Origin of the sequence: Tepidamorphus sp. 3E244 (assembly GCF_046159835.1) — a bacterium.
Lineage (GTDB): Bacteria > Pseudomonadota > Alphaproteobacteria > Rhizobiales > Tepidamorphaceae > JACKJK01.
Genome location: NZ_JBJXCY010000001.1, coordinates 1,790,667 through 1,813,399, shown reverse-complemented (window position 1 = coordinate 1,813,399; position 22,733 = coordinate 1,790,667). Strand labels below are relative to the sequence as shown.

The window sequence follows — 22,733 nt, the reverse complement described above, 5'->3', positions numbered from 1 at the left end:
CACAAGGAGACCAGGATGAATCAAGAGGTCATGAACGTCTTCGGGCCGCAGGTGCAGGCGCAGTCCTTCGACCGCATCCGCATCTCGATTTCCAGCCCGGAGAAAATCCTCAGCTGGTCCTTCGGCGAGATCAAGAAGCCGGAAACCATCAACTACCGTACGTTCAAGCCCGAGCGCGACGGGCTGTTCTGTGCGCGCATCTTCGGCCCCGTGAAGGACTACGAGTGCCTTTGCGGCAAGTACAAGCGGATGAAGTACAAGGGCATCATCTGCGAAAAGTGCGGCGTCGAAGTCACCCTCAGCCGGGTTCGCCGCGAGCGGATGGGTCACATCCAGCTGGCTGCGCCGGTTGCGCATATCTGGTTCCTGAAGTCGCTCCCCAGCCGCATCGGCATGCTGCTGGACATGACGCTGAAGGACCTGGAGCGAGTGCTCTATTTCGAGCACTACATCGTCATCGAGCCGGGTCTCACGCCGCTCAAGGAATTCCAGCTGCTATCGGAAGATGAATACATCGACGCGCAGGACGAGTTCGGCGAGGACAGCTTCACGGCGATGATCGGTGCCGAGGCGGTGCGTGAGATTCTGCGCAACCTCGACCTGGAGCGCCTGCGCGACCAGTTGCGCGTCGAGATCGCGGAAGCCACCACCGAACTGAAGCCCAAGAAGCTTGCCAAGCGCCTGAAGCTTGTCGAGGCGTTCCTGGATTCCGGCAACCGCCCGGAATGGATGATCATGTCGGTGATCCCGGTCATTCCGCCGGATCTTCGTCCGCTTGTGCCGCTCGATGGCGGCCGCTTCGCGACGTCGGACCTCAACGACCTGTATCGCCGCGTCATCAACCGTAACAACCGCCTGAAGCGCCTGATCGAGCTTCGCGCGCCGGACATAATCATCCGCAACGAGAAGCGAATGCTTCAGGAAGCGGTCGATGCACTGTTCGACAACGGCCGTCGCGGCCGCGTCATCACCGGTGCCAACAAGCGCCCGCTGAAGTCGCTCGCCGACATGCTGAAGGGCAAGCAGGGCCGGTTCCGTCAGAACCTGCTCGGCAAGCGCGTCGACTATTCCGGCCGTTCGGTCATCGTGGTCGGCCCGGAGCTGAAGCTGCACCAGTGCGGCCTGCCCAAGAAGATGGCGCTGGAGCTGTTCAAGCCGTTCATCTATTCGCGCCTCGACGCGAAGGGCTATTCGTCCACGGTCAAGCAGGCCAAGAAGCTGGTCGAGAAGGAAAAGCCGGAAGTCTGGGATATCCTCGACGAGGTCATCCGCGAGCATCCGATCATGCTGAACCGCGCGCCCACGCTTCACCGCCTCGGTATCCAGGCCTTCGAGCCGGTGCTGATCGAGGGCAAGGCGATTCAGCTGCATCCGCTCGTCTGCGCGGCCTTCAACGCCGACTTTGACGGCGACCAGATGGCCGTTCACGTGCCACTGTCGCTTGAGGCGCAGCTTGAAGCCCGCGTGTTGATGATGTCGACCAACAACATCCTGCACCCGGCCAACGGCCAGCCGATCATCGTTCCCTCGCAGGACATCGTCCTAGGGCTCTATTACGTCTCGCAGATGCGCGACAACGAGCCGGGCGAGGGCATGGCGTTCGGTTCGATCAACGAGGTCGAGCACGCTCTTGCAGCCAAGCAGGTGACCCTGCACGCCAAGGTCATGGGCCGCTACATCACGGTCGACGAGGAAGGCAACACGGTCAACGAGCTGCACGAGACGACGCCAGGCCGCATGCTGATCGGCCAGTTCCTGCCGCGCCAGTTCGATGTGCCGTACTCGATCATCAACCAGCTGATGACCAAGAAGGCCATCTCCAAGATGATCGACACCGTCTACCGCCACTGCGGTCAGAAGGACACGGTTATCTTCTGCGACCGCGTCATGGCGCTCGGCTTCCGCCACGCCTGCTACGCGGGCATCTCGTTCGGCAAGGACGACATGGTCGTGCCGGACACCAAGTGGAAGTTCGTGGAAGAGACGCGCCAACTCGTCACCGAGTATGAGACCCAGTACAACGAGGGCTTCATCACCCAGGGCGAGAAGTACAACAAGGTCGTCGACGCCTGGGCCAAGTGCACGGATCGCGTCGCCGACGAGATGATGGCGCACATTCAGGCCGTCCAGGTGGACGAGGAGACGAAGCGCGAGAAGCCGATCAACTCGATCTACATGATGTCGCACTCCGGTGCGCGTGGTTCACCGGCGCAGATGAAGCAGCTGGCGGGCATGCGTGGCCTCATGGCCAAGCCGTCCGGCGAGATCATCGAGAGCCCGATCATCTCGAACTTCAAGGAAGGCCTGTCGGTTCTGGAGTACTTCAACTCGACCCACGGCGCCCGTAAGGGCCTCGCGGACACCGCGTTGAAGACCGCCAACTCCGGTTACCTGACACGCCGCCTCGTGGACGTTGCGCAGGATTCCATCATCACCGAGCCCGATTGCGGCACGGAACGCGGCATCACGATCGCCGCGGTGGTGGATGCCGGTGAAGTCATCGTGTCGCTCGGCCAGCGCGTGCTGGGACGTACCGTTGCCGACGACGTGAAGGATCCGGCGACCGGCGAAGTGGTCGTTGCGAAGGGCACGCTGATCGAGGAGTCGCACGCCGACCTCATCGAGAAGGCGCAGCCGCCGACGGTTCGCATTCGCTCGGTTCTGACCTGCGATTCCAATAACGGCGTATGCGGTGCGTGCTACGGGCGCGATCTTGCCCGCGGTACGCCGGTCAACATGGGCGAGGCCGTCGGTGTCATCGCGGCCCAGTCCATCGGCGAGCCGGGCACCCAGCTCACCATGCGCACGTTCCACATCGGCGGCACGGCGCAGGTGGTCGACCAGTCGTTCGTTGAATCCAACTTCGACGGCAAGGTCGAGATCCGCAACCGCAACATCTCCAAGAACTCCGACGGTCACCTGATGGCCACGGCCCGCAACGTGCAGGTCGCCATCATCGATGCCGACGGCACCGAACGTGCGGTTCACCGCATCCAGTACGGTGCACGCCTGCGGGTGGACGAGGGCGAAGAGATCAAGCGCGGCCAGCGTATCGCCGAATGGGATCCCTATACCCGTCCGATCCTGACCGAGGCCGATGGCCAGATCGGGTTCGAGGACCTCGTCGACAACGTGTCGATGGCGGAATCCACCGACGAGTCCACCGGTATCACCAAGCGTTCGGTGATGGACTGGCGGGCAACGCCGCGTGGCGCCGATCTTCGTCCCGCGATCACGATCGCGGACTCCAAGGGCGACATCAAGAAGCTGCAGCGTGGCGGTGAGGCCCGCTACATCCTTCCTGTGGATGCCATTCTCTCGGTTTCGCCGGGTGACGATGTGAAGGCCGGTGACGTCCTTGCGCGTATCCCGACGGAAGGCGCCAAGACGCGCGACATCACCGGTGGTCTGCCGCGTGTTGCCGAGCTGTTCGAGGCCCGCAAGCCGAAGGATGCCGCGGTCATCGCCGAGATGTCCGGTACGGTGCAGTTCGGGCGCGACTACAAGAACAAGCGCCGCATCATGATCGTGCCGGAAGGGGACGATGCCGAGCCGGTGGAATACCTGATCCCGAAGGGGCGTCACCTGCATGTGCAGGAAGGCGACTTCATCGAGCGCGGGGACTACATCATCGACGGCAACCCGGCGCCGCACGACATCCTGGCCATCAAGGGCGTGGAGGAGCTTGCTGCCTACCTCGTCAACGAAATCCAGGAGGTCTACCGGCTCCAGGGCGTGATGATCAACGACAAGCACATCGAGGTGATCGTTCGCCAGATGCTGCAGAAGATCGAGGTCACCGATCCCGGCGAGTCCAGCTTCCTCAAGGACGAGCAGGTCGACCGTATCGACTTCAAGGAAGTCAACGAGAAGCTCGTGGAAAAGGGCAAGACGCCGGCGCAGGGCATGCCGGTCCTGCTCGGCATCACCAAGGCAAGCCTGCAGACCCGCAGCTTCGTCTCGGCCGCCTCGTTCCAGGAGACGACCCGCGTGCTGACCGAAGCCTCGGTCCACGGCAAGGTCGATACGCTCGAAGGCCTGAAGGAAAACGTGATCGTCGGCCGCCTTATTCCGGCGGGCACCGGTTCGGTCATGAACCGGATGCGTGCGATTGCCCAGGAACGCGATTCGCTTATTGTCGAGGAAAAGCGCCGTCAGGCGTCGATTGCCGCGGCCAAAGCCGGGGAAGCTGCCGAGTAATCGGGCTTTTCTTCGCGGAATCGGGAATCACAAGAGACAAGAGGGCCGCCTGAGGGCGGCCCTTTTTCGTTGATCCGCGCGCACTTGGTTCAAGTTCGGTCGTTTGTGTCGCCTACCGCGGCGAAAACGTTGAAAAATTGCCGTCAGCGCCGGTTGACGGGGTGGAGCGTGGTGAGTATGTTCCGCCAACTTTCAGCGACTGGTGGTAAGTCATCAACATTCGCAGTTCGACACGGACGCGAATTCAACGACTTAAACGCTGTCGCCGCGCAAGCGATACCAGATCGAGGTCATGACCCGGCGCAAGCTGGGTCCTCTGCGTTTCGATACTGCCCCCGGGGCTTGGCCCCGCTCGGGCTTTTTTCGTTTGTTGGCGCGCTGAATAAACTGAAACCGAACGGACCGTCGCGAAGGTCCGGAGAAGAGAGACAGCAGGCCGATGCCGACGATCCAGCAGCTGATCCGCAAACCGCGTAAGGACAAGCCGAAGCGCAACAAGGTTCCGGCGATGGAAGCATGCCCGCAGAAGCGTGGCGTTTGCACCCGTGTCTACACGACCACGCCGAAGAAGCCGAACTCCGCGCTCCGCAAGGTGGCCAAGATCCGCCTGACCAACGGTTACGAAGTGATCGGCTACATCCCGGGCGAGGGTCACAACCTGCAGGAACACTCGGTGGTCATGATCCGCGGCGGCCGCGTGAAGGATCTGCCCGGCGTTCGCTACCACATCATTCGCGGCGTTCTGGATACCCAGGGCGTCAAGGACCGCAAGCAGCGCCGTTCGAAGTATGGCGCGAAGCGTCCGAAGTAAGTCGCGTTCAACGCACGAGAATTACAGGCGAGAAGGTCACAATACATGTCGCGTCGTCGTCAGGCTGAAAAACGGGAAATCCTGCCGGATCCGAAGTTCAAGGACATCGTGGTCACCAAGTTCATGAACTCGGTGATGCGCGACGGCAAGAAGTCCGTAGCCGAAAGCATCGTCTACAACGCCTTCCAGGCGATCGAGGATAAGGCCAAGGCCGATCCGCTCAACGTCTTCCACACGGCGCTGGAAAACGTGATGCCGGCCGTTGAGGTCCGCTCCCGCCGCGTCGGCGGTGCGACCTACCAGGTCCCCGTCGAAGTCCGCAACGAGCGCAAGCAGGCGCTGGCGATCCGCTGGCTGATCTCTGCAGCTCGTGCCCGCAACGAACGCACCATGACGGAGCGCCTGTCGGGTGAGCTTCTCGACGCATTCAACAGCCGCGGTTCGGCCGTGAAGAAGCGTGAAGACACGCACCGGATGGCGGAAGCCAACCGCGCCTTTTCGCACTACCGCTGGTAATCGGACTTTTCCGGAGAGACCCCCATGTCCCGCACGCATCCGATCGAAGACTACCGCAACTTCGGCATCATGGCCCACATTGATGCCGGCAAGACGACGACGACTGAGCGGATTCTCTTCTACACCGGCCGCAGCCACAAGATCGGCGAAGTCCATGACGGCGCCGCCACGATGGACTGGATGGAGCAGGAGCAGGAGCGCGGAATCACGATCACGTCCGCTGCGACCACTGCCTATTGGAACGACAAGCGCCTGAACATCATCGACACCCCCGGGCACGTTGACTTCACCATTGAAGTCGAGCGTTCGCTGCGTGTGCTCGATGGCGCGGTTGCCCTGCTGGACGCCAATGCCGGCGTCGAGCCGCAGACCGAGACGGTCTGGCGCCAGGCCGACAAGTACAAAGTTCCGCGGATGATCTTCGTCAACAAGATGGACAAGATCGGTGCCGACTTCTACCGCTGCATCACCATGATCAAGGAGCGCCTCGGTGCGCGCCCGCTCGTCATGCAGCTTCCGATCGGTGCAGAGAACGAGTTCGCCGGTTGCATCGACCTTATCCGGATGAAGGCGATTGTCTGGGAAGACGAGAGCCTCGGCGCGAAGTTCAATTACGAAGACATTCCGGCCAATCTCGCCGACGATGCTGCGAAGTACCGCGAGCAGCTCATCGAGACGGCCGTCGAGCAGGACGAAGCCGCGCTTGAAGCCTATCTCGAAGGCAACGAACCTGACGAAGAGACGCTGAAGAAGCTGGTTCGCAAGGGCACCTGCCACAACGAGTTCGTGCCGGTCTTCTGCGGCTCGGCGTTCAAGAACAAGGGCGTGCAGCCGCTCCTCGACGGTGTCGTGGACTACCTGCCGAGCCCGGTTGAAGTTCCGCCGATCAAGGGCATCGACCCGAAGACCGAAGAGACCATTTCGCGCAAGTCCTCCGACGAAGAGTCGCTCTCGCTGCTGGCCTTCAAGATCATGAACGACCCGTTCGTTGGCTCGCTCACGTTCTGCCGCATCTATTCGGGCAAGCTGGAAACCGGTGTTTCCCTGCTCAACACGGTGAAGGAAAAGCGCGAGCGCATCGGCCGCATGCTGCAGATGCACTCCAATCACCGTGAGGACATCAAGGAAGCCTACGCCGGTGACATCGTCGCCATCGCGGGCCTGAAGGACACGACGACGGGCGACACGCTTTGTGACGCGACCAAGCCGGTCATCCTGGAGCGTATGGAATTCCCCGATCCGGTCATCGAGATCGCGATCGAGCCGAAGACCAAGGGCGACCAGGAAAAGATGGGCATCGCGCTCAACCGCCTGGCTGCCGAGGACCCGTCCTTCCGCGTGAAGTCGGACGAAGAGTCCGGCCAGACGATTCTGGCGGGCATGGGCGAGCTTCACCTCGACATTCTCGTCGACCGCATGAAGCGCGAGTTCAAGGTCGAAGCCAATATCGGCGCGCCGCAGGTTGCCTACCGCGAGACGATCACGCAGCAGGCTGACGTGGACTACACCCACAAGAAGCAGTCGGGTGGTTCGGGCCAGTTCGCCCGCGTCAAGATGGTCCTGATGCCGAACGAGACCGGGGCCGGTTTCGAGTTCGAGAGCAAGATCGTCGGCGGCAACGTGCCGAAGGAATACATCCCGGGCGTTCAGAAGGGCATCGAAAGCGTGTTGACCTCCGGCGTTCTGGCTGGCTTCCCGATGGTCGACGTGAAGGTTCAACTGGTCGATGGTGCCTACCACGACGTTGACTCCTCGGTCATGGCGTTCGAAATCGCCGGCCGTGCGGGCTTCCGCGAAGGCATCAACAAGGCCGCGCCGAAGCTTCTCGAGCCGATCATGAAGGTCGAGGTCGTGACACCGGAAGATTATGTCGGCGATGTGATCGGCGACCTGAACTCCCGCCGCGGCCAGATTCAGGGCACCGAGGCGCGCGGTATCGCGACCGTCGTCAACGCGATGGTGCCGCTGGCCAACATGTTCGGTTACGTCAACACGCTGCGCTCGATGAGCCAGGGACGTGCCCAGTACACGATGCAGTTCGACCACTACGAGCAGGTGCCGCAGGCGGTCGCTCAGGAGGTTCAGGCGAAATACGCCTGAACAGCTTGAGACAAGGTTCAACAACGAAATTTTCGTAGAGACGGAGACAACCCATGGGTAAGGCGAAATTCGAGCGGAACAAGCCGCACGTGAACGTTGGCACGATTGGCCACGTTGACCATGGCAAGACGACGCTGACGGCTGCGATCACGAAGTACTTCGGCGACTTCAAGGCGTATGATCAGATTGACGCTGCGCCGGAAGAGAAGGCACGCGGCATCACGATCTCCACGGCGCACGTGGAATACGAGACGGATGCGCGCCACTACGCCCACGTCGACTGCCCCGGCCACGCCGACTACGTGAAGAACATGATCACCGGTGCCGCCCAGATGGACGGTGCGATCCTGGTTGTGTCTTCCGCCGATGGCCCGATGCCGCAGACGCGCGAGCACATCCTGCTTGCCCGCCAGGTCGGCGTGCCGGCGATCGTGGTGTTCATGAACAAGGTCGACCAGGTCGATGACGAGGAGCTTCTCGAGCTCGTCGAGCTGGAGATCCGCGAGCTGCTGTCGTCCTACGAGTTCCCCGGCGACGACATTCCGATCGTCAAGGGTTCGGCGCTGGTTGCGCTGGACGAGGGCGACAAGAAGATCGGCGAAGACGCGATCCGCGAGCTGATGGCCGCCGTCGACGACTACATCCCGACGCCGGAGCGTCCGATCGACCAGCCGTTCTTGATGCCGATCGAAGACGTGTTCTCGATCTCGGGCCGTGGCACGGTCGTCACGGGCCGCGTGGAGCGCGGTGTCGTGAAGGTCGGTGAGGAAATCGAGATCGTCGGCATCAAGGACACGGTGAAGACGACCTGCACGGGTGTCGAGATGTTCCGCAAGCTGCTCGACCAGGGCCAGGCCGGCGACAACATCGGCGCGCTGCTGCGTGGTGTGGAACGCGAGAACGTGGAGCGCGGCCAGGTGCTGTGCAAGCCGGGTTCGGTCAATCCGCACACGAAGTTCAAGGCGGAAGCCTACATCCTGACGAAGGAAGAGGGTGGCCGTCACACGCCGTTCTTCACCAACTACCGTCCGCAGTTCTACTTCCGCACGACGGACGTGACGGGCGTGGTGACGCTACCGGAAGGCACCGAGATGGTGATGCCGGGCGACAACATCGCCATGGATGTGGAGCTGATCGTTCCGATCGCGATGGAAGAGAAGCTGCGCTTCGCCATCCGTGAAGGCGGCCGCACCGTCGGCGCCGGCGTCGTCTCGAAGATCATCGAGTAGTCGTCTACGCCAAGAATTAACCGGGCGGTGCCAGCCGCAAAAGCTGGCGCCGCCTGTTTCGATCAACCCGTTTGGGACGTAAACCGATGAACGGTCAAAATATCCGAATCCGGCTTAAGGCCTTCGATCATCGCGTGCTCGATAATTCGACCCGCGAGATCGTCAACACGGCACGCCGTACCGGCGCACAGGTTCGTGGGCCCATTCCGCTGCCGACCCGGATCGAGCGCTTCACGGTGAACCGCTCGCCGCATGTCGACAAGAAGAGCCGCGAGCAGTTTGAAATGCGCACCCACAAGCGGCTGCTCGATATCGTCGATCCGACGCCGCAGACCGTGGACGCGCTGATGAAGCTCGACCTCGCCGCCGGCGTTGACGTCGAAATCAAGTTGTAAGCCGGAGAGAGACGTTAGCCATGCGCTCAGGATTGATCGCGCAGAAGCTCGGCATGACCCGGGTCTTCACCGAGGAGGGGGAACACATCCCCGTCACGGTTCTGAAGGTCGAACAGTGCCAGGTTGTCGCGCAGCGAACCGAAGAAAAGAACGGCTACACCGCGCTTCAGCTGGGTGTGGGCCGCAAGAAGGCCAAGAACACGCCCCGCGCAGAGCGCGGCCACTTCGCCGTGGCCAGCGTTGAGCCGAAGCGCAAGATGGCCGAGTTCCGGGTGACCCCCGAGAACATGGTCGACGTGGGTTCGGAGTTCACTGCCGACCATTTCGTCGCGGGCCAGTTCGTCGATGCCATCGGCACCTCGACGGGCAAGGGCTTTGCCGGCGCCATGAAGCGGCACAACTTCGGCGGTCTTCGCGCCTCGCACGGCGTGTCGGTTTCGCACCGTAGCCATGGTTCCACGGGTAACTCCCAGGATCCCGGCAAGGTGTTCAAGGGCAAGAAGATGGCCGGCCACATGGGTGCGACCCGCGTGACCACGCAGAACCTGCAGGTTGTCCGCACCGACGTCGATCGTGGCCTGATCATGGTCAAGGGCGCGGTTCCCGGCACCAAGGGCGGCTTCGTGCTGCTCAGCGATGCGGTCAAGCGCAAGCTGCCCGATGACGTGCCGTTCCCCGGCGCGTTCCGTGGCAAGGGCGATGCCGGTGAAGCGCAGACTGCCGAGGCGAATACGCCGGAAGCAGCAGGGTCGGAGGACGCGTAAATGAAACTCGACGTGATTTCTCTCGACGGCAAGAAGGGCGGTTCCATCGATCTCGACGACGAGATCTTCGGTCTCGACCCGCGCGCCGACATTCTGCAGCGCATGGTTCGCTACCAGCTGGCCAAGCGCCAGGCCGGTACGCACAAGACCAAGACCCGTGCCGAGATCAGCCGCACCGGCGCCAAGATGTTCCGTCAGAAGGGTACCGGTCGTGCCCGTCACGGTTCGGCGCGCGTCGGCGTGTTTCGTGGCGGTGGCCGGGCGTTCGGTCCGGTCGTGCGCAGCCATGCCCATGACCTTCCCAAGAAGGTTCGTGCGCTCGCGTTGAAGCATGCCCTGTCGACCAAGGCCAAGGCATCCGACCTGATCATTCTCGAGAACACCGAGATGAAGGACGCCAAGACCAAGGCTCTGTTGGGTACGCTCGGCAACCTGGGCTTTTCCTCGGCGCTCGTCATCGACGGCGCGGATGTGAACGGCAACTTCCAGATGGCTGCCCGCAACCTGAAGCATCTCGACGTCCTGCCGGTGCAGGGCATCAATGTGTACGACATCCTGCGGCGCGAAAAGCTCGTGCTGACGCGCGCTGCAGTCGATGCCCTGAAGGAGCGCTTCAAATGAGCACCGATACGCGACACTACGACGTGATCGTTTCGCCGGTGATCACCGAAAAGGCGACGATGGCATCGGAAAACAACCAGGTTGTTTTCAAGGTTTCTCCGGACGCGACCAAGCCCGCCATCAAGTCGGCGGTCGAGGCCCTGTTCGGCGTGAAGGTCAAGGCCGTGAACACGCTGGTCCGCAAGGGCAAGGTGAAGCGGTTCCGCGGCCGGATCGGCAAGCAGAATGACCTGAAGAAAGCCGTTGTGACCCTCGAAGAGGGCCACAGCATCGACGTCACCACGGGCCTCTGAGACGGCGGGAAGCGTTATGGCACTGAAGAAATACAATCCGAAGACGCCGGGCCTTCGCCAGCTTGTGATCGTGGATCGCTCGCAGCTGTGGAAGGGCGACCCGGAGAAGACGCTGACGGAAGGCCTGACGAAGTCGGGCGGCCGCAACAACACCGGACGCATCACTGCGCGCCGGCGTGGCGGCGGTCACAAGCGTCTGTATCGCGTGGTCGACTTCAAGCGTCGCAAGTACGACGTCACCGGCACGGTGGAGCGTCTGGAATACGACCCGAACCGCACCGCGTTCATCGCGCTCATTGTTTATGAGGACGGTGAGAAGGGTTACATCCTGGCTCCGCAGCGCCTGACGGTTGGCGACAAGGTCGTCGCCGGGCAGCAGGTCGACGTGAAACCGGGCAACGCGATGCCGCTGGCCTCGATCCCGATCGGTACCATCGTCCACAACGTGGAGATGAAGCCGGGCAAGGGTGGCCAGATCGCGCGCTCCGCGGGTGCCTATGTGCAGCTCGTCGGCCGCGACCAGGGCTACGCGATCCTGCGTCTGAGCTCGGGCGAGCAGCGCCGCGTCATCGCGACCTGCATGGCCACGATCGGGGCGGTTTCGAACCCTGATCACATGAACACGAACATGGGCAAGGCCGGCCGCAATCGCTGGGCGGGCAAGCGTCCGTCCGTTCGCGGCGTGGTCATGAACCCGGTGGATCACCCGCATGGTGGCGGTGAAGGCCGTACCTCTGGTGGCCGCCATCCGGTTACGCCGTGGGGCAAGCCGACGAAGGGCAAGCGGACCCGCTCTAACAAAGCGACCGACAAGTTCATCGTCCGCAGCCGCCACCTGGCCAAGAAGAAACGGGGTTAAGCGTTATGGCGCGTTCCGTCTGGAAGGGTCCTTTCGTCGATGGTTACCTGCTGAAGAAGGCAGATGCCGTTCGTGAATCGGGCCGCAAGGAAGTCATCAAGATGTGGAGCCGCCGCTCCACGATCCTGCCGCAGTTCGTCGGTCTGACGTTCGGCGTCTACAACGGCCAGAAGCATGTGCCGGTGCTCGTCACCGAGGACATGATCGGTCACAAGTTCGGCGAATTCTCGCCGTCGCGGACCTACTACGGCCACGCCGCCGACAAGAAGGCGAAGAGGAAGTAACGATGGGCAAGCAGGCGACACCACGTGCGCTGGCCGACAACGAGGCCAAGGCGATTGCGCGCAATCTGCGCGTCAGCCCGCAGAAGCTGAACCTCGTTGCGCAGCTCATTCGCGGCAAGAAGGTCGACAAGGCTCTGGCCGACCTGACCTTCTCCGAGAAGCGGATCGCGAAGGACGTGAAGAAGACGCTGGAATCGGCGATTGCGAATGCGGAGAACAACCATTCGCTGGACGTCGACGACCTCATCGTCGCGGAAGCCTTTGTAGGCAAGTCGCTGGTGATGAAGCGTTTCCAGCCGCGTGCGCGCGGCCGCGTCGGGCGGATCATGAAGCCGTTCGCAAATCTGACGATCGTCGTTCGACAGGTCGAGGAGGCCGTCTGATGGGAAATAAAGTAAATCCGGTCGGTCTTCGGCTCGGCATCAACAAGACCTGGGATTCCCGCTGGTTCGCGGACGACCAGGAATATGGTGCGCTGCTGCATGAGGACATGAAGATCCGCAACTACCTCAAGGAGCAGCTGAAGCAGGCTGCGGTTGCGCGTATCGTCATCGAGCGTCCGCACAAGAAGTGCCGCGTCACGATCCATTCCGCACGTCCCGGTATTGTCATCGGCAAGAAGGGCGCGGACATCGAGAAGCTGCGCCGCAAGATCGCGTCGATGACCGACTCCGAAGTGCACCTCAACATCATGGAAGTGCGCAAGCCGGAGCTCGATGCCCAGCTCGTCGCAGAGTCCATTGCCCAGCAGCTTGAGCGCCGCGTGTCTTTCCGCCGCGCCATGAAGCGGGCCGTGCAGTCCGCCATCCGTCTGGGTGCGGGCGGCATCAAGATCACCTGTGGTGGCCGTCTCGGCGGCGCGGAGATCGCGCGCACGGAATGGTACCGCGAGGGCCGCGTGCCGTTGCACACGCTGCGCGCCGACGTCGATTACGGCGAGACGACGGCGATCACGGCATATGGCACCAACGGTGTGAAGGTCTGGATCTTCAAGGGCGAGATCCTGGAACACGATCCGATGGCTTCGGAGCGCCGCTCGCTTGATGGTGGCGAGACGTCCGGACGCCGCCGCGAACAGGCCAAGGGCTGACACGGTCAGCTTAGGGATTAGGAGACAGAGAAGATGCTGCAGCCAAAGCGCACAAAATTCCGCAAGCAGCACAAGGGCCGCATCCACGGCCTGGCTACGCGGGGCGTTACGCTCGCATTCGGTTCCTACGGCCTGAAGTCGCTGGAGCCGGAGCGCGTCACCGCGCGCCAGATCGAAGCTGCGCGCCGCGCGATCACCCGCCACATGAAGCGTGCGGGCCGTGTGTGGATCCGCATTTTCCCCGATGTGCCGGTTTCGAAGAAGCCGACCGAAGTGCGCATGGGTAAGGGCAAGGGTTCGCCGGAATACTGGGCGGCGCGGGTCAAGCCTGGTCGCATCATGTTCGAAATCGACGGTGTCACGCCGGAGGTCGCACACGAGGCCCTGCGCCTTGGAGCTGCGAAGCTGCCGGTCCGCACCAAGGTTGTCAGCCGGGTCGGCGAGTAAGGATTGAAGTGATGAAAGCCGAAGACGCCAAGGGCATGACGCCCGACCAGTTGAGCGAAGAGCTCGTGAAGCTGAAGAAAGAGCAGTTCAACCTGCGTTTCCAGCAGGCCACCGGGCAGCTCGAGAATACCGCACGCGTCCGCCAGGTCCGCCGCCAGATCGCGCTGGTCAAGACGATCATCAACGACAAGGCGCGCCAGCAGGCGCAGGCTTAAGGGGACGACGATGCCGAAACGAATTCTGCAGGGCACCGTGGTGAGCGACAAGATGGACAAGACCGTTGTCGTCCTGGTCGAGCGCCGCTTCACGCACCCTCTGTTCAAGAAGACCGTTCGCCGTTCCAAGCGCTACCAGGCGCATGATGCGGAGAACGCGCACAAGGTGGGTGACATCGTGCGTATCCAGGAATGTGCTCCGATCTCGCGCTCCAAGCGCTGGACGGTGGTTGAAACAAGCGCCTGAGGGCAGGGCAGCCGGGCTTTGAGCCTGGCGGCTTAGACAGGAAACAAGAGGTCAGCCATGATCCAGATGCAAACAAACCTCGACGTCGCCGACAATTCCGGTGCGCGCCGTGTCATGTGCATCAAGGTGCTGGGCGGTTCGAAGCGCAAGTACGCGCGCGTCGGCGACATCATCGTGGTTTCTGTGAAGGAAGCCATTCCGCGCGGTCGCGTGAAGAAGGGCGAGGTCCTGAAGGCCATCGTCGTCCGCACGGCAAAGGCTATCCGTCGCAATGACGGCACCGTGATCCGTTTCGACCGCAATGCGGCCGTTCTGGTCAACAACAACAAGGAGCCGATCGGCACCCGTATCTTCGGACCGGTTCCGCGCGAACTGCGCGGCAAGAACCACATGAAGATCGTTTCGCTGGCTCCGGAGGTTCTGTGATGGCTGCGAAGATCAAGAAGGGCGACAAGGTCGTCGTGCTGACCGGCAAAGACAAGGGTCGCACGGGCGAAGTGATCGAAGTTCGTCCGCAGGAAAACCGCGCGCTCGTTCGCGGGATCAACATGATCCGCCGCCACCAGCGCCAGACGCCGAACCAGGAAGGCGGGATCATCTCGAAAGAGGCCGCGATCCACATTTCCAACCTGGCCCTGGCGGACCCGAAGGACAACAAGCCGACTCGCGTCGGCTTCCAGACCCTGAATGATGGGCGCAAGGTGCGCATTGCCCGGCGCTCGGGAGAGACGATCGATGGCTGAGAACGGTTACGAACCGCGCTTGAAAAAGCATTACGCGGACGTTGTGCGCCCGAAGCTCCTTGAGGAGTTCGGCTACAAGAATGTGTTGGAAGTGCCTGCGCTCGACAAGATCGTGCTGAACATGGGCGTCGGCGAAGCCGTCGGCGATTCCAAGCGCGTGAAGTCGGCTGCCGAAGAGCTTGGCCGCATTGCCGGTCAGCAGCCGGTTGTCACCAAGGCGCGTACCTCGATTGCCGGCTTCAAGCTGCGCGAAGAGATGCCGATCGGTGCCAAGGTCACGCTGCGCAAGGCGCGGATGTACGAATTTCTCGATCGCCTGGTGACGATCGCGCTGCCGCGCGTCCGTGACTTTCGCGGCCTGAACCCGAAGAGCTTCGACGGGCGTGGCAACTACGCGATGGGCATCAAGGAACACATCGTGTTCCCCGAGATCGATTACGACAAGGTCGACCACATGATGGGTATGGACATCATCGTGTGCACGACCGCGAAGACGGACGACGAGGCACGTTCGCTTCTGAAGAACTTCAACTTTCCCTTCCGGGCCTAGCCAGGCGTCGGGACCCGGAATTCGGAGGTAGAAACTATGGCGAAGAAGAGTTCGGTCGAGAAGAACAAGCGCCGCCGGCGCTTGGTCAAGCAATATGCCGACAAGCGCGCCGCGCTGAAGGCTGTTGCGACCGACCAGTCGCTCTCCATGGAAGAGCGCTTCAAGGCGCAGCTGAAGCTGGCGGATCTTCCGCGCAACAGCTCAAAGGTGCGCATCCGCAATCGTTGCGAAGTGACAGGCCGGCCGCGGGCGTATTACCGCAAGCTGAGAATGTCACGTATCGCGCTCCGGGAACTGGGCTCTCGCGGCCTGATCCCGGGCTTGGTCAAGTCGAGCTGGTAAGGAGACCCGAAGATGGCTGTCAGCGATCCTTTGGGAGATATGCTCACGCGGATCCGCAACGCGCAGATGCGTGGCAAGTCGGTGGTGAAGACCCCGGCGTCCCGCCTTCGCGAAGGCGTTCTGACGGTGCTTGAGACGGAAGGCTACATCCGTGGCTACTCTCGCACCGAATTCGGAAACGGCCAGGCGGAGTTCGATATCGAGCTCAAGTACTTCGACGGCGAGCCTGTCATCCGCACGATCGAGCGGATCTCCAGGCCGGGCCGCCGGGTGTACAGCTCGGTGAAGACGCTGCCGCAGGTGAACAACGGTCTCGGCGTTTCAATCGTGTCGACCCCGAAGGGCGTGATGCCCGACTGGCAGGCGCGCGAAGAGAACGTCGGCGGTGAGGTGCTCTGCCGCGTCTTCTAAGACGCGCTGAGCGGACAAAAACGGAAACGGGAAGCAAAACCATGTCCCGCATTGGCAAAAAACCGGTCTCGGTGCCCAGCGGCGTGACCGTGTCGATCGATGGCCAGACCATCGCGGCAAAGGGCCCGAAGGGTCAGCTTGAAGTCACGCTCGTGGACGACGTTCTCGCCAAGATGGACGATGACGGCGTCCTGGTCGAGCCGCGTGACAAGTCCAAGAAGGCCCGCTCGGCCTGGGGCATGTCCCGCACGCTGGTGTCCAACATCGTCGAGGGTGTGGAGAAGGGTTTCGAGCGCAAGCTCGAGATCAACGGCGTCGGCTACCGTGCCGCGGTGCAGGGCAAGGTCCTGCAGCTTGCGCTCGGCTACAGCCACGACGTGAACTTCGAGATCCCCGAGGACGTGCAGATCGTTTGCCCGAAACCGACGGAAATCGTCGTCACCGGCATCTCCAAGCAGCGCGTCGGCCAGGTTGCGGCGAATATCCGCAAATGGCGCGAGCCTGAGCCCTACAAGGGCAAGGGCATCAAGTATGCCGGCGAGTACATCGTCCGCAAGGAAGGCAAGAAGAAGTAGGCCTGCCATGAAAAACAACTCGATGACCACGCCGCAGCGCCGCGCAGCGCGCGTCCGCCGCGAACTTCAGAAGGTCAACAACGGGCGTCCGCGCCTGTCGGTTTTCCGGTCCTCCAAGCACATCTACGCGCAGGTCATCGACGACCTGACCGGCGCCACCGTCGTGTCCGCCTCGAGCCTCGAGAAGGACATGCAGGGCAAGCTGAAGACCGGTGCCGACACAAGCGCCGCCTCCGAGGTTGGCAAGCTCGTCGCCGAGCGCGCCAAGGAGAAGGGCGTGACCGAGGTCGTGTTCGACCGCGGCCCGTACATCTATCACGGCCGGGTCAAGGCCCTCGCTGACGGCGCCCGCGAGGGTGGCCTGAACTTCTAATCGAATTCACCGGCGTTAGCGCGCCAGCAACGGAACGAAACGACGATGGCAAATCCCAATATGCGAGAAGAGCGCGACAGCGAATTCGTAGATCGCCTCGTGCACATCAACCGCGTGGCCAAGGTGGTCAAGGGCGGCCGGCGGTTCGGCTTCGCAGCCCTCGTGGTTGTCGGCGACCAGAAGGGCCGCGTCGGCTTCGGTCACGGCAAGGCGCGTGAAGTGCCGGAAGCGATCCGCAAGGCGACGGAATCGGCCAAGCGCCAGATGATCCGCGTTCCGCTGCGCGAAGGCCGCACGCTGCATCACGATGTCGCCGGGCGCCACGGCGCCGGCAAGGTTGTGCTGCGTGCAGCGCCTCCCGGCACCGGCATCATCGCGGGTGGCCCGATGCGCGCCGTCTTCGAGACGCTCGGCGTGCATGACGTCGTCGCCAAGTCGCTTGGCACGTCGAACCCGTACAACATGATCCGCGCGACTTTCGAGGCGCTCAAGGCTGAAGACAGCCCGCGCTCGGTTGCTGCGCGCCGCGGTCTCAAGGTTTCCACGCTGCAGTCCCGCCGGCGCGAAAGCGCTGAAATGGCCGAAGGCTGAGTGCAGGTTTCAAGGAAGGGCTGAACGATGTCCAAGAAGACCGTCACGGTTGAGCAGACCGGCTCGCCGCTGCGCCGCCCCGATGTCCAGCGCAAGACGCTGATCGGGCTCGGCCTGAACAAGATGCACCGTCGCCGCACGCTGGAAGATACCCCGGCCGTGCGCGGCATGATCGCCAAGGTTGCGCACCTCGTTCGCGTCGTCGACGAGAACTGAGCACGCACCCACATCAAGTTGAAAGCTCGCGCTTGAATGCGCGGACGGAGAAACCGATATGAAGCTCAACGAGATCAGTGACAAGCCGGGTGCCACCCAGTCGCGCAAGCGCGTCGGCCGTGGCATCGGTTCGGGCCTGGGCAAGACCTCCGGTCGTGGCCACAAGGGCCAGAAGTCGCGTTCGGGCGTGGCTGTCAAAGGCTTTGAAGGCGGCCAGATGCCGATTCACCGCCGGCTGCCGAAGCGCGGGTTCAACAAGCCCAACGCCAAGCAGCTCAACGCGGTCAATCTCGACCGTATCCAGACCGCGATCGACGCGGGCAAGCTGGATGCGAAGAACACGGTGGATGCCGCGGCACTGGTTGCAGCCGGCATCATCCGCCGCGAGAAGGACGGGGTTCGTATCCTGTCGCGCGGCGAACTGACCTCGAAGGTCGCCTTCAAGGTTGCCGGCGTTTCGGCAGCGGCGAAGGAAGCCATCGAGAAGGCGGGCGGCAGCATCGAATTGCTGGCACCGGTCAAGAAGGCGGACGAAAGCAGCGCTGACGCCTGATCAGGCGCAGCGCCGGACCGCGTTCCGGCTTTGCCGCCAGGGCAGGGGCAGGGACGCGAGAAGCGGAGATATTCATGGCGTCAGCTGCCGAGCAACTTGCTGCCAATCTCAATTTCGGTGCCCTTGCCAAGGCCGATGAACTCAAGAAGCGCATCTGGTTCACGCTGGGTGCGCTGCTCGTTTATCGGCTGGGTACCTACATCCCGCTGCCGGGTATCGATCCCGGCGCGGTGGCCGACATGTTCAACCGCAATTCCAGCGGTATCCTCGGCCTGTTCAATACGTTCGCCGGTGGCGCCGTGGAGCGCATGGCGATTTTTGCGCTGAACATCATGCCCTACATCTCGGCGTCGATCATCGTTCAGTTGATGACGACCGTTTCGCCCCATCTTGAGCAGCTCAAGAAGGAAGGCGAGCAGGGCCGCAAGCAGATCAACCAGTACACCCGCTACGGTACGGTGCTTCTTGCCACCGTACAGGCATATGGTATTGCCGTTGGCCTGGAAGGTTCGGGCAACGTGGTGCTGGATCCGGGCCTGTTCTTCCGGGTGTCCACCGTCATCACGCTGGTCGGTGGTACCGTCTTCCTGATGTGGCTGGGTGAACAGATCACGCAGCGCGGCGTCGGCAACGGCATCTCGCTCATCATCTTCGCGGGCATCGTTGCCTCGTTCCCCAACGCGATTGCGGGAATGCTGGAGCTTGGCCGCCAGGGGGCGCTGTCGACCCCGCTCATCCTCGGTCTCATCATCCTGCTCGTCGGCGTCATTGTCGTGATCGTCTACGTCGAGCGGGCCCAGCGCCGGTTGCTGATCCAGTATCCCAAGCGCCAAATGGGCAACCGGATGTTTCAGGGCGAATCCTCGCACCTGCCTCTGAAGCTCAACACGGCCGGCGTCATCCCGCCGATCTTCGCCTCTTCGCTGCTGCTGCTGCCGGTGACGGTTGCAAACTTCTCGGCAGGCGATGCGGGCGGATGGCTCGGCACGGTCACGGCTCTTCTTGGCCACGGCCAGCCGCTCTACCTCGCGTTCTACGCGTCGATGATCATCTTCTTCGCGTTCTTCTACACGGCGATCGTCTTCAATCCGAAGGACACCGCCGACAACCTGAAGAAGCACGGCGGCTTCATTCCCGGCATTCGCCCGGGCGAGAAGACGGCCGAATACATCGACTATGTGCTGACTCGCATCACCGTGGTCGGCGCGCTCTACCTGGCGCTGGTTTGCCTGCTGCCGGAATTTTTGATCGGTTACTACTCGATCCCGTTCTACCTCGGCGGCACTTCGCTGCTGATCGTGGTATCGGTGACGATGGATACGGTGTCGCAGGTCCAGGGGCATCTGCTTGCGCACCAGTATGAAGGGCTGATCAAGAAGTCGAAACTGAGGGGGAGCCGCAGGCGATGAGGCTGATTCTGTTGGGGCCGCCGGGTGCTGGCAAAGGCACGCAGGCCAAGCGTATCGAGCAGAAGTACAACGCTGTTCAGCTTTCGACCGGGGACATGCTGCGCGCCGCCGTTGCTGCGCAGACGCCGGTTGGCCAGCAGGCACAGCCGATCATGGAATCGGGCGGGCTTGTTCCCGACGAGATCGTGGTCGCCATCATCGCCGAGCGTCTCGAGTCGCCGGACGCGCAGAACGGTTTCATTCTCGACGGTTTCCCGCGCACGGTCGGCCAGGCCGAGGCGCTGGGCAGGATGCTGGACGAGAAGGGGCTGAGCCTCGATGCGGTGATCGAGTTCACCGTCGACGAGGACGAACTCGTCAAGCGCATGGAGAATCGCGTCGCCGAGACGATCGCCGCCGGCGGGCAGGCACGTTCCGACGACAATCCCGAATCGTTCCGCAAGCGCCTCGTCGCCTATCGCGAGCAGACGGCGCCACTGTCCGACTACTACGGCGTGAAGGGGCAGTTGAAGAGCGTCGACGGGATGCAGGATATCGACGAAGTCACGGCATCGGTCGTGACCGCGTTGGAAGGGTAAGCAGAGTAACAGTCGCAGACCAAGTGAAAGGTTGACTTGCGGGCCGATGATCCGATATCTACGGCTCTCTTTTTAGCGAGTTGATCACGCCGTCTTCGGAGGTGCCGCGCACCGTCCGGGAGCGGTGTTGTTCGATTTGCAGTCATACCTGACGTGGTCCCGCCTTGACGAACTGGCAGCCGGGGCTGCCGTGAGACCACGAACCAGGCCCGGTGAGGCCGTGTTGGAGAGAAGAAAATGGCCCGCATCGCAGGCGTCAACATTCCGACCGCAAAGCGCGTTCCCATCGCGCTGCAGTACATCCATGGGATCGGCCTGCAGAAGGCCAAGGAAATCTGTGAGAAGGTGAGCATCGACCTGACCCGCCGGGTCAACGAGTTGAGCGATGCCGAGGTTCTCAAGATCCGTGAAGTCATCGACCGCGACTACATGGTCGAGGGCGACCTTCGCCGCGACGTCGCGATGAATATCAAGCGCCTGATGGACCTTGGCTGCTACCGTGGCCTGCGCCACCGCCGTGGTCTGCCGGTGCGCGGTCAGCGTACGCACACCAACGCGCGCACCCGCAAGGGTCCGGCGAAGGCGATCGCCGGCAAGAAGAAGTAATTTCAAAGGACAAGGCCGGTGCCGCGAAGGCGTGGCGACCGGAACCACGAGGACCAGACAAAAGCCATGGCCAAGGACTCAAAGCGCGTATCGCGCAGGGAACGCAAGAACATCGCGTCCGGCGTCGCGCACGTGAACGCCAGCTTCAACAACACCATGATCACCATCACCGATGCGCAGGGGAACACGATTTCCTGGGCCTCGGCCGGCGCCATGGGCTTCAAGGGTTCGCGCAAGTCGACCCCGTATGCGGCGCAGCTTGCCGCTGAAGACGCGGCCAAGAAGGCTGCCGAGCACGGCATGCGCACGCTGGAAGTCGAAGTGCGCGGTCCCGGTTCGGGCCGCGAGTCGGCACTGCGCGCCATCCAGGCGGCGGGTTTCAACGTGACGTCGATCCGCGACGTGACCCCGATCCCGCACAATGGCTGCCGCCCGCGCAAGAAGCGCCGCGTCTGAGACTTCGAAATATCGCCTCGCGGCACATGCTGCGGGGCGCTCGTTATTGGGGCGCACGCCAGGGGGCAAGTGCGCCATTTAAGATTTTGGCTGACCGGGCCAGAGCCTGATCGAACCGGAGGGACAATCCCGAACCGGTTCCGGACCCGCCTGCTGGGGCAGGGTTTGTCCCAGGGCGAAGGCGCCGGTCCATCTGCAAGAGGTGTCGAAGGTGATCGAGAAGAATTGGCAAGAGCTGATCCGGCCGAACAAGCTGGAAGTGCAACCCGGTCACGACCCCAAGCGCCAGGCGACCCTCGTCGCCGAGCCGCTCGAGCGCGGCTACGGCCAGACGCTGGGCAACTCGCTGCGCCGCATCCTGCTGTCTTCACTGCAGGGTGCCGCCGTTACGTCCGCTCAGATTGACGGCGTGCTGCACGAGTTCTCGTCGATCCCGGGCGTTCGCGAGGACGTGACCGACATCGTCCTGAACATCAAGGACATCGCCATCAAGATGGAAGGCGACGGCCCCAAGCGCATGACCCTGCGCAAGGAAGGCCCCGGCCAGGTTGTTGCCGGTGACATTCAGACCGTTGGCGACGTCGAGATCCTGAACCCGAACCTGCCGCTTTGCACGCTGGACGACGGCGCGGAAATCCGCATCGAGTTCACCGTCAACACCGGCAAGGGCTACGTCGCGGCTGATCGCAACCGCCCGGATGACGCGCCGATCGGCCTGATCCCGGTCGACAGCATGTATTCGCCGGTCAAGCGCGTGTCCTACAAGGTCGAGCCGACCCGTGAGGGCCAGATCCTCGACTACGACAAGCTGATGATGGAAATCGAGACGGACGGTTCGGTTACGCCGGAAGACGCGATCGCCTATGCCGCCCGCATCCTGCAGGACCAGCTTTCGATCTTCGTCAACTTCGATGAGCCGAAGCCGGAAACGCCGACCACCGAAGTGCCGGAGCTGGCCTTCAACCCGGCGCTGCTGAAGAAGGTGGACGAGCTGGAGCTTTCGGTTCGCTCGGCCAACTGCCTGAAGAACGACAACATCGTCTATATCGGCGACCTGATTCTGAAGACCGAGTCGGAGATGCTCCGCACCCCGAACTTCGGCCGCAAGTCGCTGAATGAGATCAAGGAAGTCCTTGCGCAGATGGGTCTGCATCTGGGCATGGAAGTGACGGGCTGGCCGCCGGAGAACATCGAAGACCTGGCCAAGCGTTACGAAGAGCATTATTGAGGCGCCGCGCGCTCTGCCGCGCCGTAGGAGA

General features: G+C 62.5%; 31 protein-coding genes. All 31 read left to right on the top strand.

Going from position 1 to position 22,733, the window contains the following annotated elements; genetic code table 11:
- Positions 1 to 15: 15 nt before the first annotated feature.
- The 31 genes from rpoC to ACKTEK_RS08525 all read left to right on the top strand — a co-directional run bounded on the left by rpoC (position 16) and on the right by ACKTEK_RS08525 (position 22,702).
- Entirely contained in the window at positions 16 to 4,200 is a 4,185-nt protein-coding gene (gene rpoC, locus ACKTEK_RS08675) for a DNA-directed RNA polymerase subunit beta' (RefSeq protein ID WP_409164832.1), read from the top strand.
- A 439-nt stretch (positions 4,201 to 4,639) separates the two neighbouring features.
- Positions 4,640 to 5,011: a 30S ribosomal protein S12 gene (rpsL, locus tag ACKTEK_RS08670; RefSeq protein WP_409164831.1), complete on the top strand. Its 372-nt coding sequence runs from the start codon at positions 4,640 to 4,642 to the stop codon at positions 5,009 to 5,011.
- Between the two features lie 45 nt (positions 5,012 to 5,056).
- Positions 5,057 to 5,527: a 30S ribosomal protein S7 gene (rpsG, locus tag ACKTEK_RS08665; RefSeq protein WP_409164830.1), complete on the top strand. Its 471-nt coding sequence runs from the start codon at positions 5,057 to 5,059 to the stop codon at positions 5,525 to 5,527.
- 24 nt (positions 5,528 to 5,551) lie between these two features.
- Positions 5,552 to 7,627, top strand: a complete 2,076-nt coding sequence (gene fusA / locus ACKTEK_RS08660; protein ID WP_409164829.1) for an elongation factor G — start codon at positions 5,552 to 5,554, stop codon at positions 7,625 to 7,627.
- Positions 7,628 to 7,680: 53 nt separating this feature from the next.
- Complete coding sequence (tuf, locus tag ACKTEK_RS08655) at positions 7,681 to 8,856, top strand: elongation factor Tu (protein ID WP_409164828.1); 1,176 nt, start codon at positions 7,681 to 7,683, stop codon at positions 8,854 to 8,856.
- Between the two features lie 86 nt (positions 8,857 to 8,942).
- The gene (gene rpsJ, locus ACKTEK_RS08650) at positions 8,943 to 9,251 is read left to right on the top strand and encodes a 30S ribosomal protein S10 (protein WP_409164827.1); all 309 of its coding nucleotides are present in this window, start codon (positions 8,943 to 8,945) and stop codon (positions 9,249 to 9,251) included.
- Positions 9,252 to 9,271: 20 nt separating this feature from the next.
- Positions 9,272 to 10,015 (top strand): 50S ribosomal protein L3, encoded by a 744-nt coding sequence (gene rplC, locus ACKTEK_RS08645; RefSeq protein WP_409164826.1) that lies wholly within the window; start codon positions 9,272 to 9,274, stop codon positions 10,013 to 10,015.
- Complete coding sequence (gene rplD, locus ACKTEK_RS08640; RefSeq protein ID WP_409164825.1) at positions 10,016 to 10,636, top strand: 50S ribosomal protein L4; 621 nt, start codon at positions 10,016 to 10,018, stop codon at positions 10,634 to 10,636. It begins immediately after the preceding gene.
- Positions 10,633 to 10,929, top strand: coding sequence for a 50S ribosomal protein L23 (locus ACKTEK_RS08635; RefSeq protein ID WP_409164824.1), 297 nt, complete (start codon positions 10,633 to 10,635; stop codon positions 10,927 to 10,929). The genes rplD and ACKTEK_RS08635 overlap by 4 nt, the downstream gene beginning before the upstream one ends.
- Before the next feature lie 16 nt (positions 10,930 to 10,945).
- Positions 10,946 to 11,788 carry a 50S ribosomal protein L2 gene (rplB, locus tag ACKTEK_RS08630; protein WP_409164823.1) on the top strand — a complete coding sequence of 281 codons (843 nt, stop codon included), beginning with the start codon at positions 10,946 to 10,948 and terminating at the stop codon, positions 11,786 to 11,788.
- A 5-nt stretch (positions 11,789 to 11,793) separates the two neighbouring features.
- Positions 11,794 to 12,072 (top strand): 30S ribosomal protein S19, encoded by a 279-nt coding sequence (gene rpsS / locus ACKTEK_RS08625; RefSeq protein WP_409164822.1) that lies wholly within the window; start codon positions 11,794 to 11,796, stop codon positions 12,070 to 12,072.
- A 2-nt stretch (positions 12,073 to 12,074) separates the two neighbouring features.
- Complete coding sequence (gene rplV, locus ACKTEK_RS08620; RefSeq protein WP_409164821.1) at positions 12,075 to 12,455, top strand: 50S ribosomal protein L22; 381 nt, start codon at positions 12,075 to 12,077, stop codon at positions 12,453 to 12,455.
- Entirely contained in the window at positions 12,455 to 13,162 is a 708-nt protein-coding gene (gene rpsC, locus ACKTEK_RS08615) for a 30S ribosomal protein S3 (protein WP_409164820.1), read from the top strand. The genes rplV and rpsC overlap by 1 nt, the downstream gene beginning before the upstream one ends.
- A gap of 33 nt (positions 13,163 to 13,195) precedes the next feature.
- Complete coding sequence (gene rplP / locus ACKTEK_RS08610; protein WP_409164819.1) at positions 13,196 to 13,609, top strand: 50S ribosomal protein L16; 414 nt, start codon at positions 13,196 to 13,198, stop codon at positions 13,607 to 13,609.
- An 11-nt stretch (positions 13,610 to 13,620) separates the two neighbouring features.
- Complete coding sequence (rpmC, locus tag ACKTEK_RS08605; protein ID WP_409164818.1) at positions 13,621 to 13,824, top strand: 50S ribosomal protein L29; 204 nt, start codon at positions 13,621 to 13,623, stop codon at positions 13,822 to 13,824.
- A gap of 10 nt (positions 13,825 to 13,834) precedes the next feature.
- The gene (rpsQ, locus tag ACKTEK_RS08600; RefSeq protein ID WP_409164817.1) at positions 13,835 to 14,071 is read left to right on the top strand and encodes a 30S ribosomal protein S17; all 237 of its coding nucleotides are present in this window, start codon (positions 13,835 to 13,837) and stop codon (positions 14,069 to 14,071) included.
- Between the two features lie 57 nt (positions 14,072 to 14,128).
- Entirely contained in the window at positions 14,129 to 14,497 is a 369-nt protein-coding gene (rplN, locus tag ACKTEK_RS08595; protein WP_409164816.1) for a 50S ribosomal protein L14, read from the top strand.
- Positions 14,497 to 14,814: a 50S ribosomal protein L24 gene (gene rplX, locus ACKTEK_RS08590; RefSeq protein WP_409164815.1), complete on the top strand. Its 318-nt coding sequence runs from the start codon at positions 14,497 to 14,499 to the stop codon at positions 14,812 to 14,814. Before rplN ends, rplX begins: the two co-directional genes overlap by 1 nt.
- Positions 14,807 to 15,364 (top strand): 50S ribosomal protein L5, encoded by a 558-nt coding sequence (rplE, locus tag ACKTEK_RS08585; protein ID WP_409164814.1) that lies wholly within the window; start codon positions 14,807 to 14,809, stop codon positions 15,362 to 15,364. The genes rplX and rplE overlap by 8 nt, the downstream gene beginning before the upstream one ends.
- 36 nt (positions 15,365 to 15,400) lie before the next feature.
- A complete protein-coding gene (gene rpsN, locus ACKTEK_RS08580; RefSeq protein WP_409164813.1) occupies positions 15,401 to 15,706 on the top strand; it encodes a 30S ribosomal protein S14 in 306 nt (101 codons plus the stop codon).
- Positions 15,707 to 15,718: 12 nt separating this feature from the next.
- A complete protein-coding gene (gene rpsH, locus ACKTEK_RS08575) occupies positions 15,719 to 16,117 on the top strand; it encodes a 30S ribosomal protein S8 (RefSeq protein WP_409164812.1) in 399 nt (132 codons plus the stop codon).
- A gap of 41 nt (positions 16,118 to 16,158) precedes the next feature.
- Complete coding sequence (gene rplF, locus ACKTEK_RS08570) at positions 16,159 to 16,692, top strand: 50S ribosomal protein L6 (RefSeq protein WP_409164811.1); 534 nt, start codon at positions 16,159 to 16,161, stop codon at positions 16,690 to 16,692.
- A 7-nt stretch (positions 16,693 to 16,699) separates the two neighbouring features.
- A complete protein-coding gene (gene rplR / locus ACKTEK_RS08565; RefSeq protein ID WP_409164810.1) occupies positions 16,700 to 17,065 on the top strand; it encodes a 50S ribosomal protein L18 in 366 nt (121 codons plus the stop codon).
- Positions 17,066 to 17,110: 45 nt separating this feature from the next.
- Positions 17,111 to 17,656 (top strand): 30S ribosomal protein S5, encoded by a 546-nt coding sequence (gene rpsE / locus ACKTEK_RS08560; RefSeq protein ID WP_409164809.1) that lies wholly within the window; start codon positions 17,111 to 17,113, stop codon positions 17,654 to 17,656.
- A 27-nt stretch (positions 17,657 to 17,683) separates the two neighbouring features.
- Positions 17,684 to 17,872: a 50S ribosomal protein L30 gene (gene rpmD / locus ACKTEK_RS08555; protein ID WP_409164808.1), complete on the top strand. Its 189-nt coding sequence runs from the start codon at positions 17,684 to 17,686 to the stop codon at positions 17,870 to 17,872.
- A 58-nt stretch (positions 17,873 to 17,930) separates the two neighbouring features.
- Entirely contained in the window at positions 17,931 to 18,425 is a 495-nt protein-coding gene (gene rplO, locus ACKTEK_RS08550) for a 50S ribosomal protein L15 (protein ID WP_409164807.1), read from the top strand.
- A 74-nt stretch (positions 18,426 to 18,499) separates the two neighbouring features.
- Complete coding sequence (gene secY, locus ACKTEK_RS08545; RefSeq protein WP_409164806.1) at positions 18,500 to 19,834, top strand: preprotein translocase subunit SecY; 1,335 nt, start codon at positions 18,500 to 18,502, stop codon at positions 19,832 to 19,834.
- Positions 19,831 to 20,412, top strand: a complete 582-nt coding sequence (locus ACKTEK_RS08540) for an adenylate kinase (protein WP_409164805.1) — start codon at positions 19,831 to 19,833, stop codon at positions 20,410 to 20,412. Before secY ends, ACKTEK_RS08540 begins: the two co-directional genes overlap by 4 nt.
- Positions 20,413 to 20,649: 237 nt before the next feature.
- Positions 20,650 to 21,018, top strand: coding sequence for a 30S ribosomal protein S13 (rpsM, locus tag ACKTEK_RS08535; protein WP_409164804.1), 369 nt, complete (start codon positions 20,650 to 20,652; stop codon positions 21,016 to 21,018).
- Positions 21,019 to 21,084: 66 nt separating this feature from the next.
- Positions 21,085 to 21,474 carry a 30S ribosomal protein S11 gene (gene rpsK, locus ACKTEK_RS08530; RefSeq protein WP_409164803.1) on the top strand — a complete coding sequence of 130 codons (390 nt, stop codon included), beginning with the start codon at positions 21,085 to 21,087 and terminating at the stop codon, positions 21,472 to 21,474.
- 211 nt (positions 21,475 to 21,685) lie between these two features.
- Complete coding sequence (locus ACKTEK_RS08525) at positions 21,686 to 22,702, top strand: DNA-directed RNA polymerase subunit alpha (protein ID WP_409164802.1); 1,017 nt, start codon at positions 21,686 to 21,688, stop codon at positions 22,700 to 22,702.
- Positions 22,703 to 22,733: the final 31 nt, after the last annotated feature.

Bases quoted from the DNA above. Each gene is read 5' to 3' on its own strand.
- rpoC (WP_409164832.1), top strand. From the start codon at position 16: ATGAATCAAGAGGTCATGAACGTCTTCGGGCCGCAGGTGCAGGCGCAG.
- rpsL (WP_409164831.1), top strand. From the start codon at position 4,640: ATGCCGACGATCCAGCAGCTGATCCGCAAACCGCGTAAGGACAAGCCG.
- rpsG (WP_409164830.1), top strand. From the start codon at position 5,057: ATGTCGCGTCGTCGTCAGGCTGAAAAACGGGAAATCCTGCCGGATCCG.
- fusA (WP_409164829.1), top strand. From the start codon at position 5,552: ATGTCCCGCACGCATCCGATCGAAGACTACCGCAACTTCGGCATCATG.
- tuf (WP_409164828.1), top strand. From the start codon at position 7,681: ATGGGTAAGGCGAAATTCGAGCGGAACAAGCCGCACGTGAACGTTGGC.
- rpsJ (WP_409164827.1), top strand. From the start codon at position 8,943: ATGAACGGTCAAAATATCCGAATCCGGCTTAAGGCCTTCGATCATCGC.
- rplC (WP_409164826.1), top strand. From the start codon at position 9,272: ATGCGCTCAGGATTGATCGCGCAGAAGCTCGGCATGACCCGGGTCTTC.
- rplD (WP_409164825.1), top strand. From the start codon at position 10,016: ATGAAACTCGACGTGATTTCTCTCGACGGCAAGAAGGGCGGTTCCATC.
- ACKTEK_RS08635 (WP_409164824.1), top strand. From the start codon at position 10,633: ATGAGCACCGATACGCGACACTACGACGTGATCGTTTCGCCGGTGATC.
- rplB (WP_409164823.1), top strand. From the start codon at position 10,946: ATGGCACTGAAGAAATACAATCCGAAGACGCCGGGCCTTCGCCAGCTT.
- rpsS (WP_409164822.1), top strand. From the start codon at position 11,794: ATGGCGCGTTCCGTCTGGAAGGGTCCTTTCGTCGATGGTTACCTGCTG.
- rplV (WP_409164821.1), top strand. From the start codon at position 12,075: ATGGGCAAGCAGGCGACACCACGTGCGCTGGCCGACAACGAGGCCAAG.
- rpsC (WP_409164820.1), top strand. From the start codon at position 12,455: ATGGGAAATAAAGTAAATCCGGTCGGTCTTCGGCTCGGCATCAACAAG.
- rplP (WP_409164819.1), top strand. From the start codon at position 13,196: ATGCTGCAGCCAAAGCGCACAAAATTCCGCAAGCAGCACAAGGGCCGC.
- rpmC (WP_409164818.1), top strand. From the start codon at position 13,621: ATGAAAGCCGAAGACGCCAAGGGCATGACGCCCGACCAGTTGAGCGAA.
- rpsQ (WP_409164817.1), top strand. From the start codon at position 13,835: ATGCCGAAACGAATTCTGCAGGGCACCGTGGTGAGCGACAAGATGGAC.
- rplN (WP_409164816.1), top strand. From the start codon at position 14,129: ATGATCCAGATGCAAACAAACCTCGACGTCGCCGACAATTCCGGTGCG.
- rplX (WP_409164815.1), top strand. From the start codon at position 14,497: ATGGCTGCGAAGATCAAGAAGGGCGACAAGGTCGTCGTGCTGACCGGC.
- rplE (WP_409164814.1), top strand. From the start codon at position 14,807: ATGGCTGAGAACGGTTACGAACCGCGCTTGAAAAAGCATTACGCGGAC.
- rpsN (WP_409164813.1), top strand. From the start codon at position 15,401: ATGGCGAAGAAGAGTTCGGTCGAGAAGAACAAGCGCCGCCGGCGCTTG.
- rpsH (WP_409164812.1), top strand. From the start codon at position 15,719: ATGGCTGTCAGCGATCCTTTGGGAGATATGCTCACGCGGATCCGCAAC.
- rplF (WP_409164811.1), top strand. From the start codon at position 16,159: ATGTCCCGCATTGGCAAAAAACCGGTCTCGGTGCCCAGCGGCGTGACC.
- rplR (WP_409164810.1), top strand. From the start codon at position 16,700: ATGAAAAACAACTCGATGACCACGCCGCAGCGCCGCGCAGCGCGCGTC.
- rpsE (WP_409164809.1), top strand. From the start codon at position 17,111: ATGGCAAATCCCAATATGCGAGAAGAGCGCGACAGCGAATTCGTAGAT.
- rpmD (WP_409164808.1), top strand. From the start codon at position 17,684: ATGTCCAAGAAGACCGTCACGGTTGAGCAGACCGGCTCGCCGCTGCGC.
- rplO (WP_409164807.1), top strand. From the start codon at position 17,931: ATGAAGCTCAACGAGATCAGTGACAAGCCGGGTGCCACCCAGTCGCGC.
- secY (WP_409164806.1), top strand. From the start codon at position 18,500: ATGGCGTCAGCTGCCGAGCAACTTGCTGCCAATCTCAATTTCGGTGCC.
- ACKTEK_RS08540 (WP_409164805.1), top strand. From the start codon at position 19,831: ATGAGGCTGATTCTGTTGGGGCCGCCGGGTGCTGGCAAAGGCACGCAG.
- rpsM (WP_409164804.1), top strand. From the start codon at position 20,650: ATGGCCCGCATCGCAGGCGTCAACATTCCGACCGCAAAGCGCGTTCCC.
- rpsK (WP_409164803.1), top strand. From the start codon at position 21,085: ATGGCCAAGGACTCAAAGCGCGTATCGCGCAGGGAACGCAAGAACATC.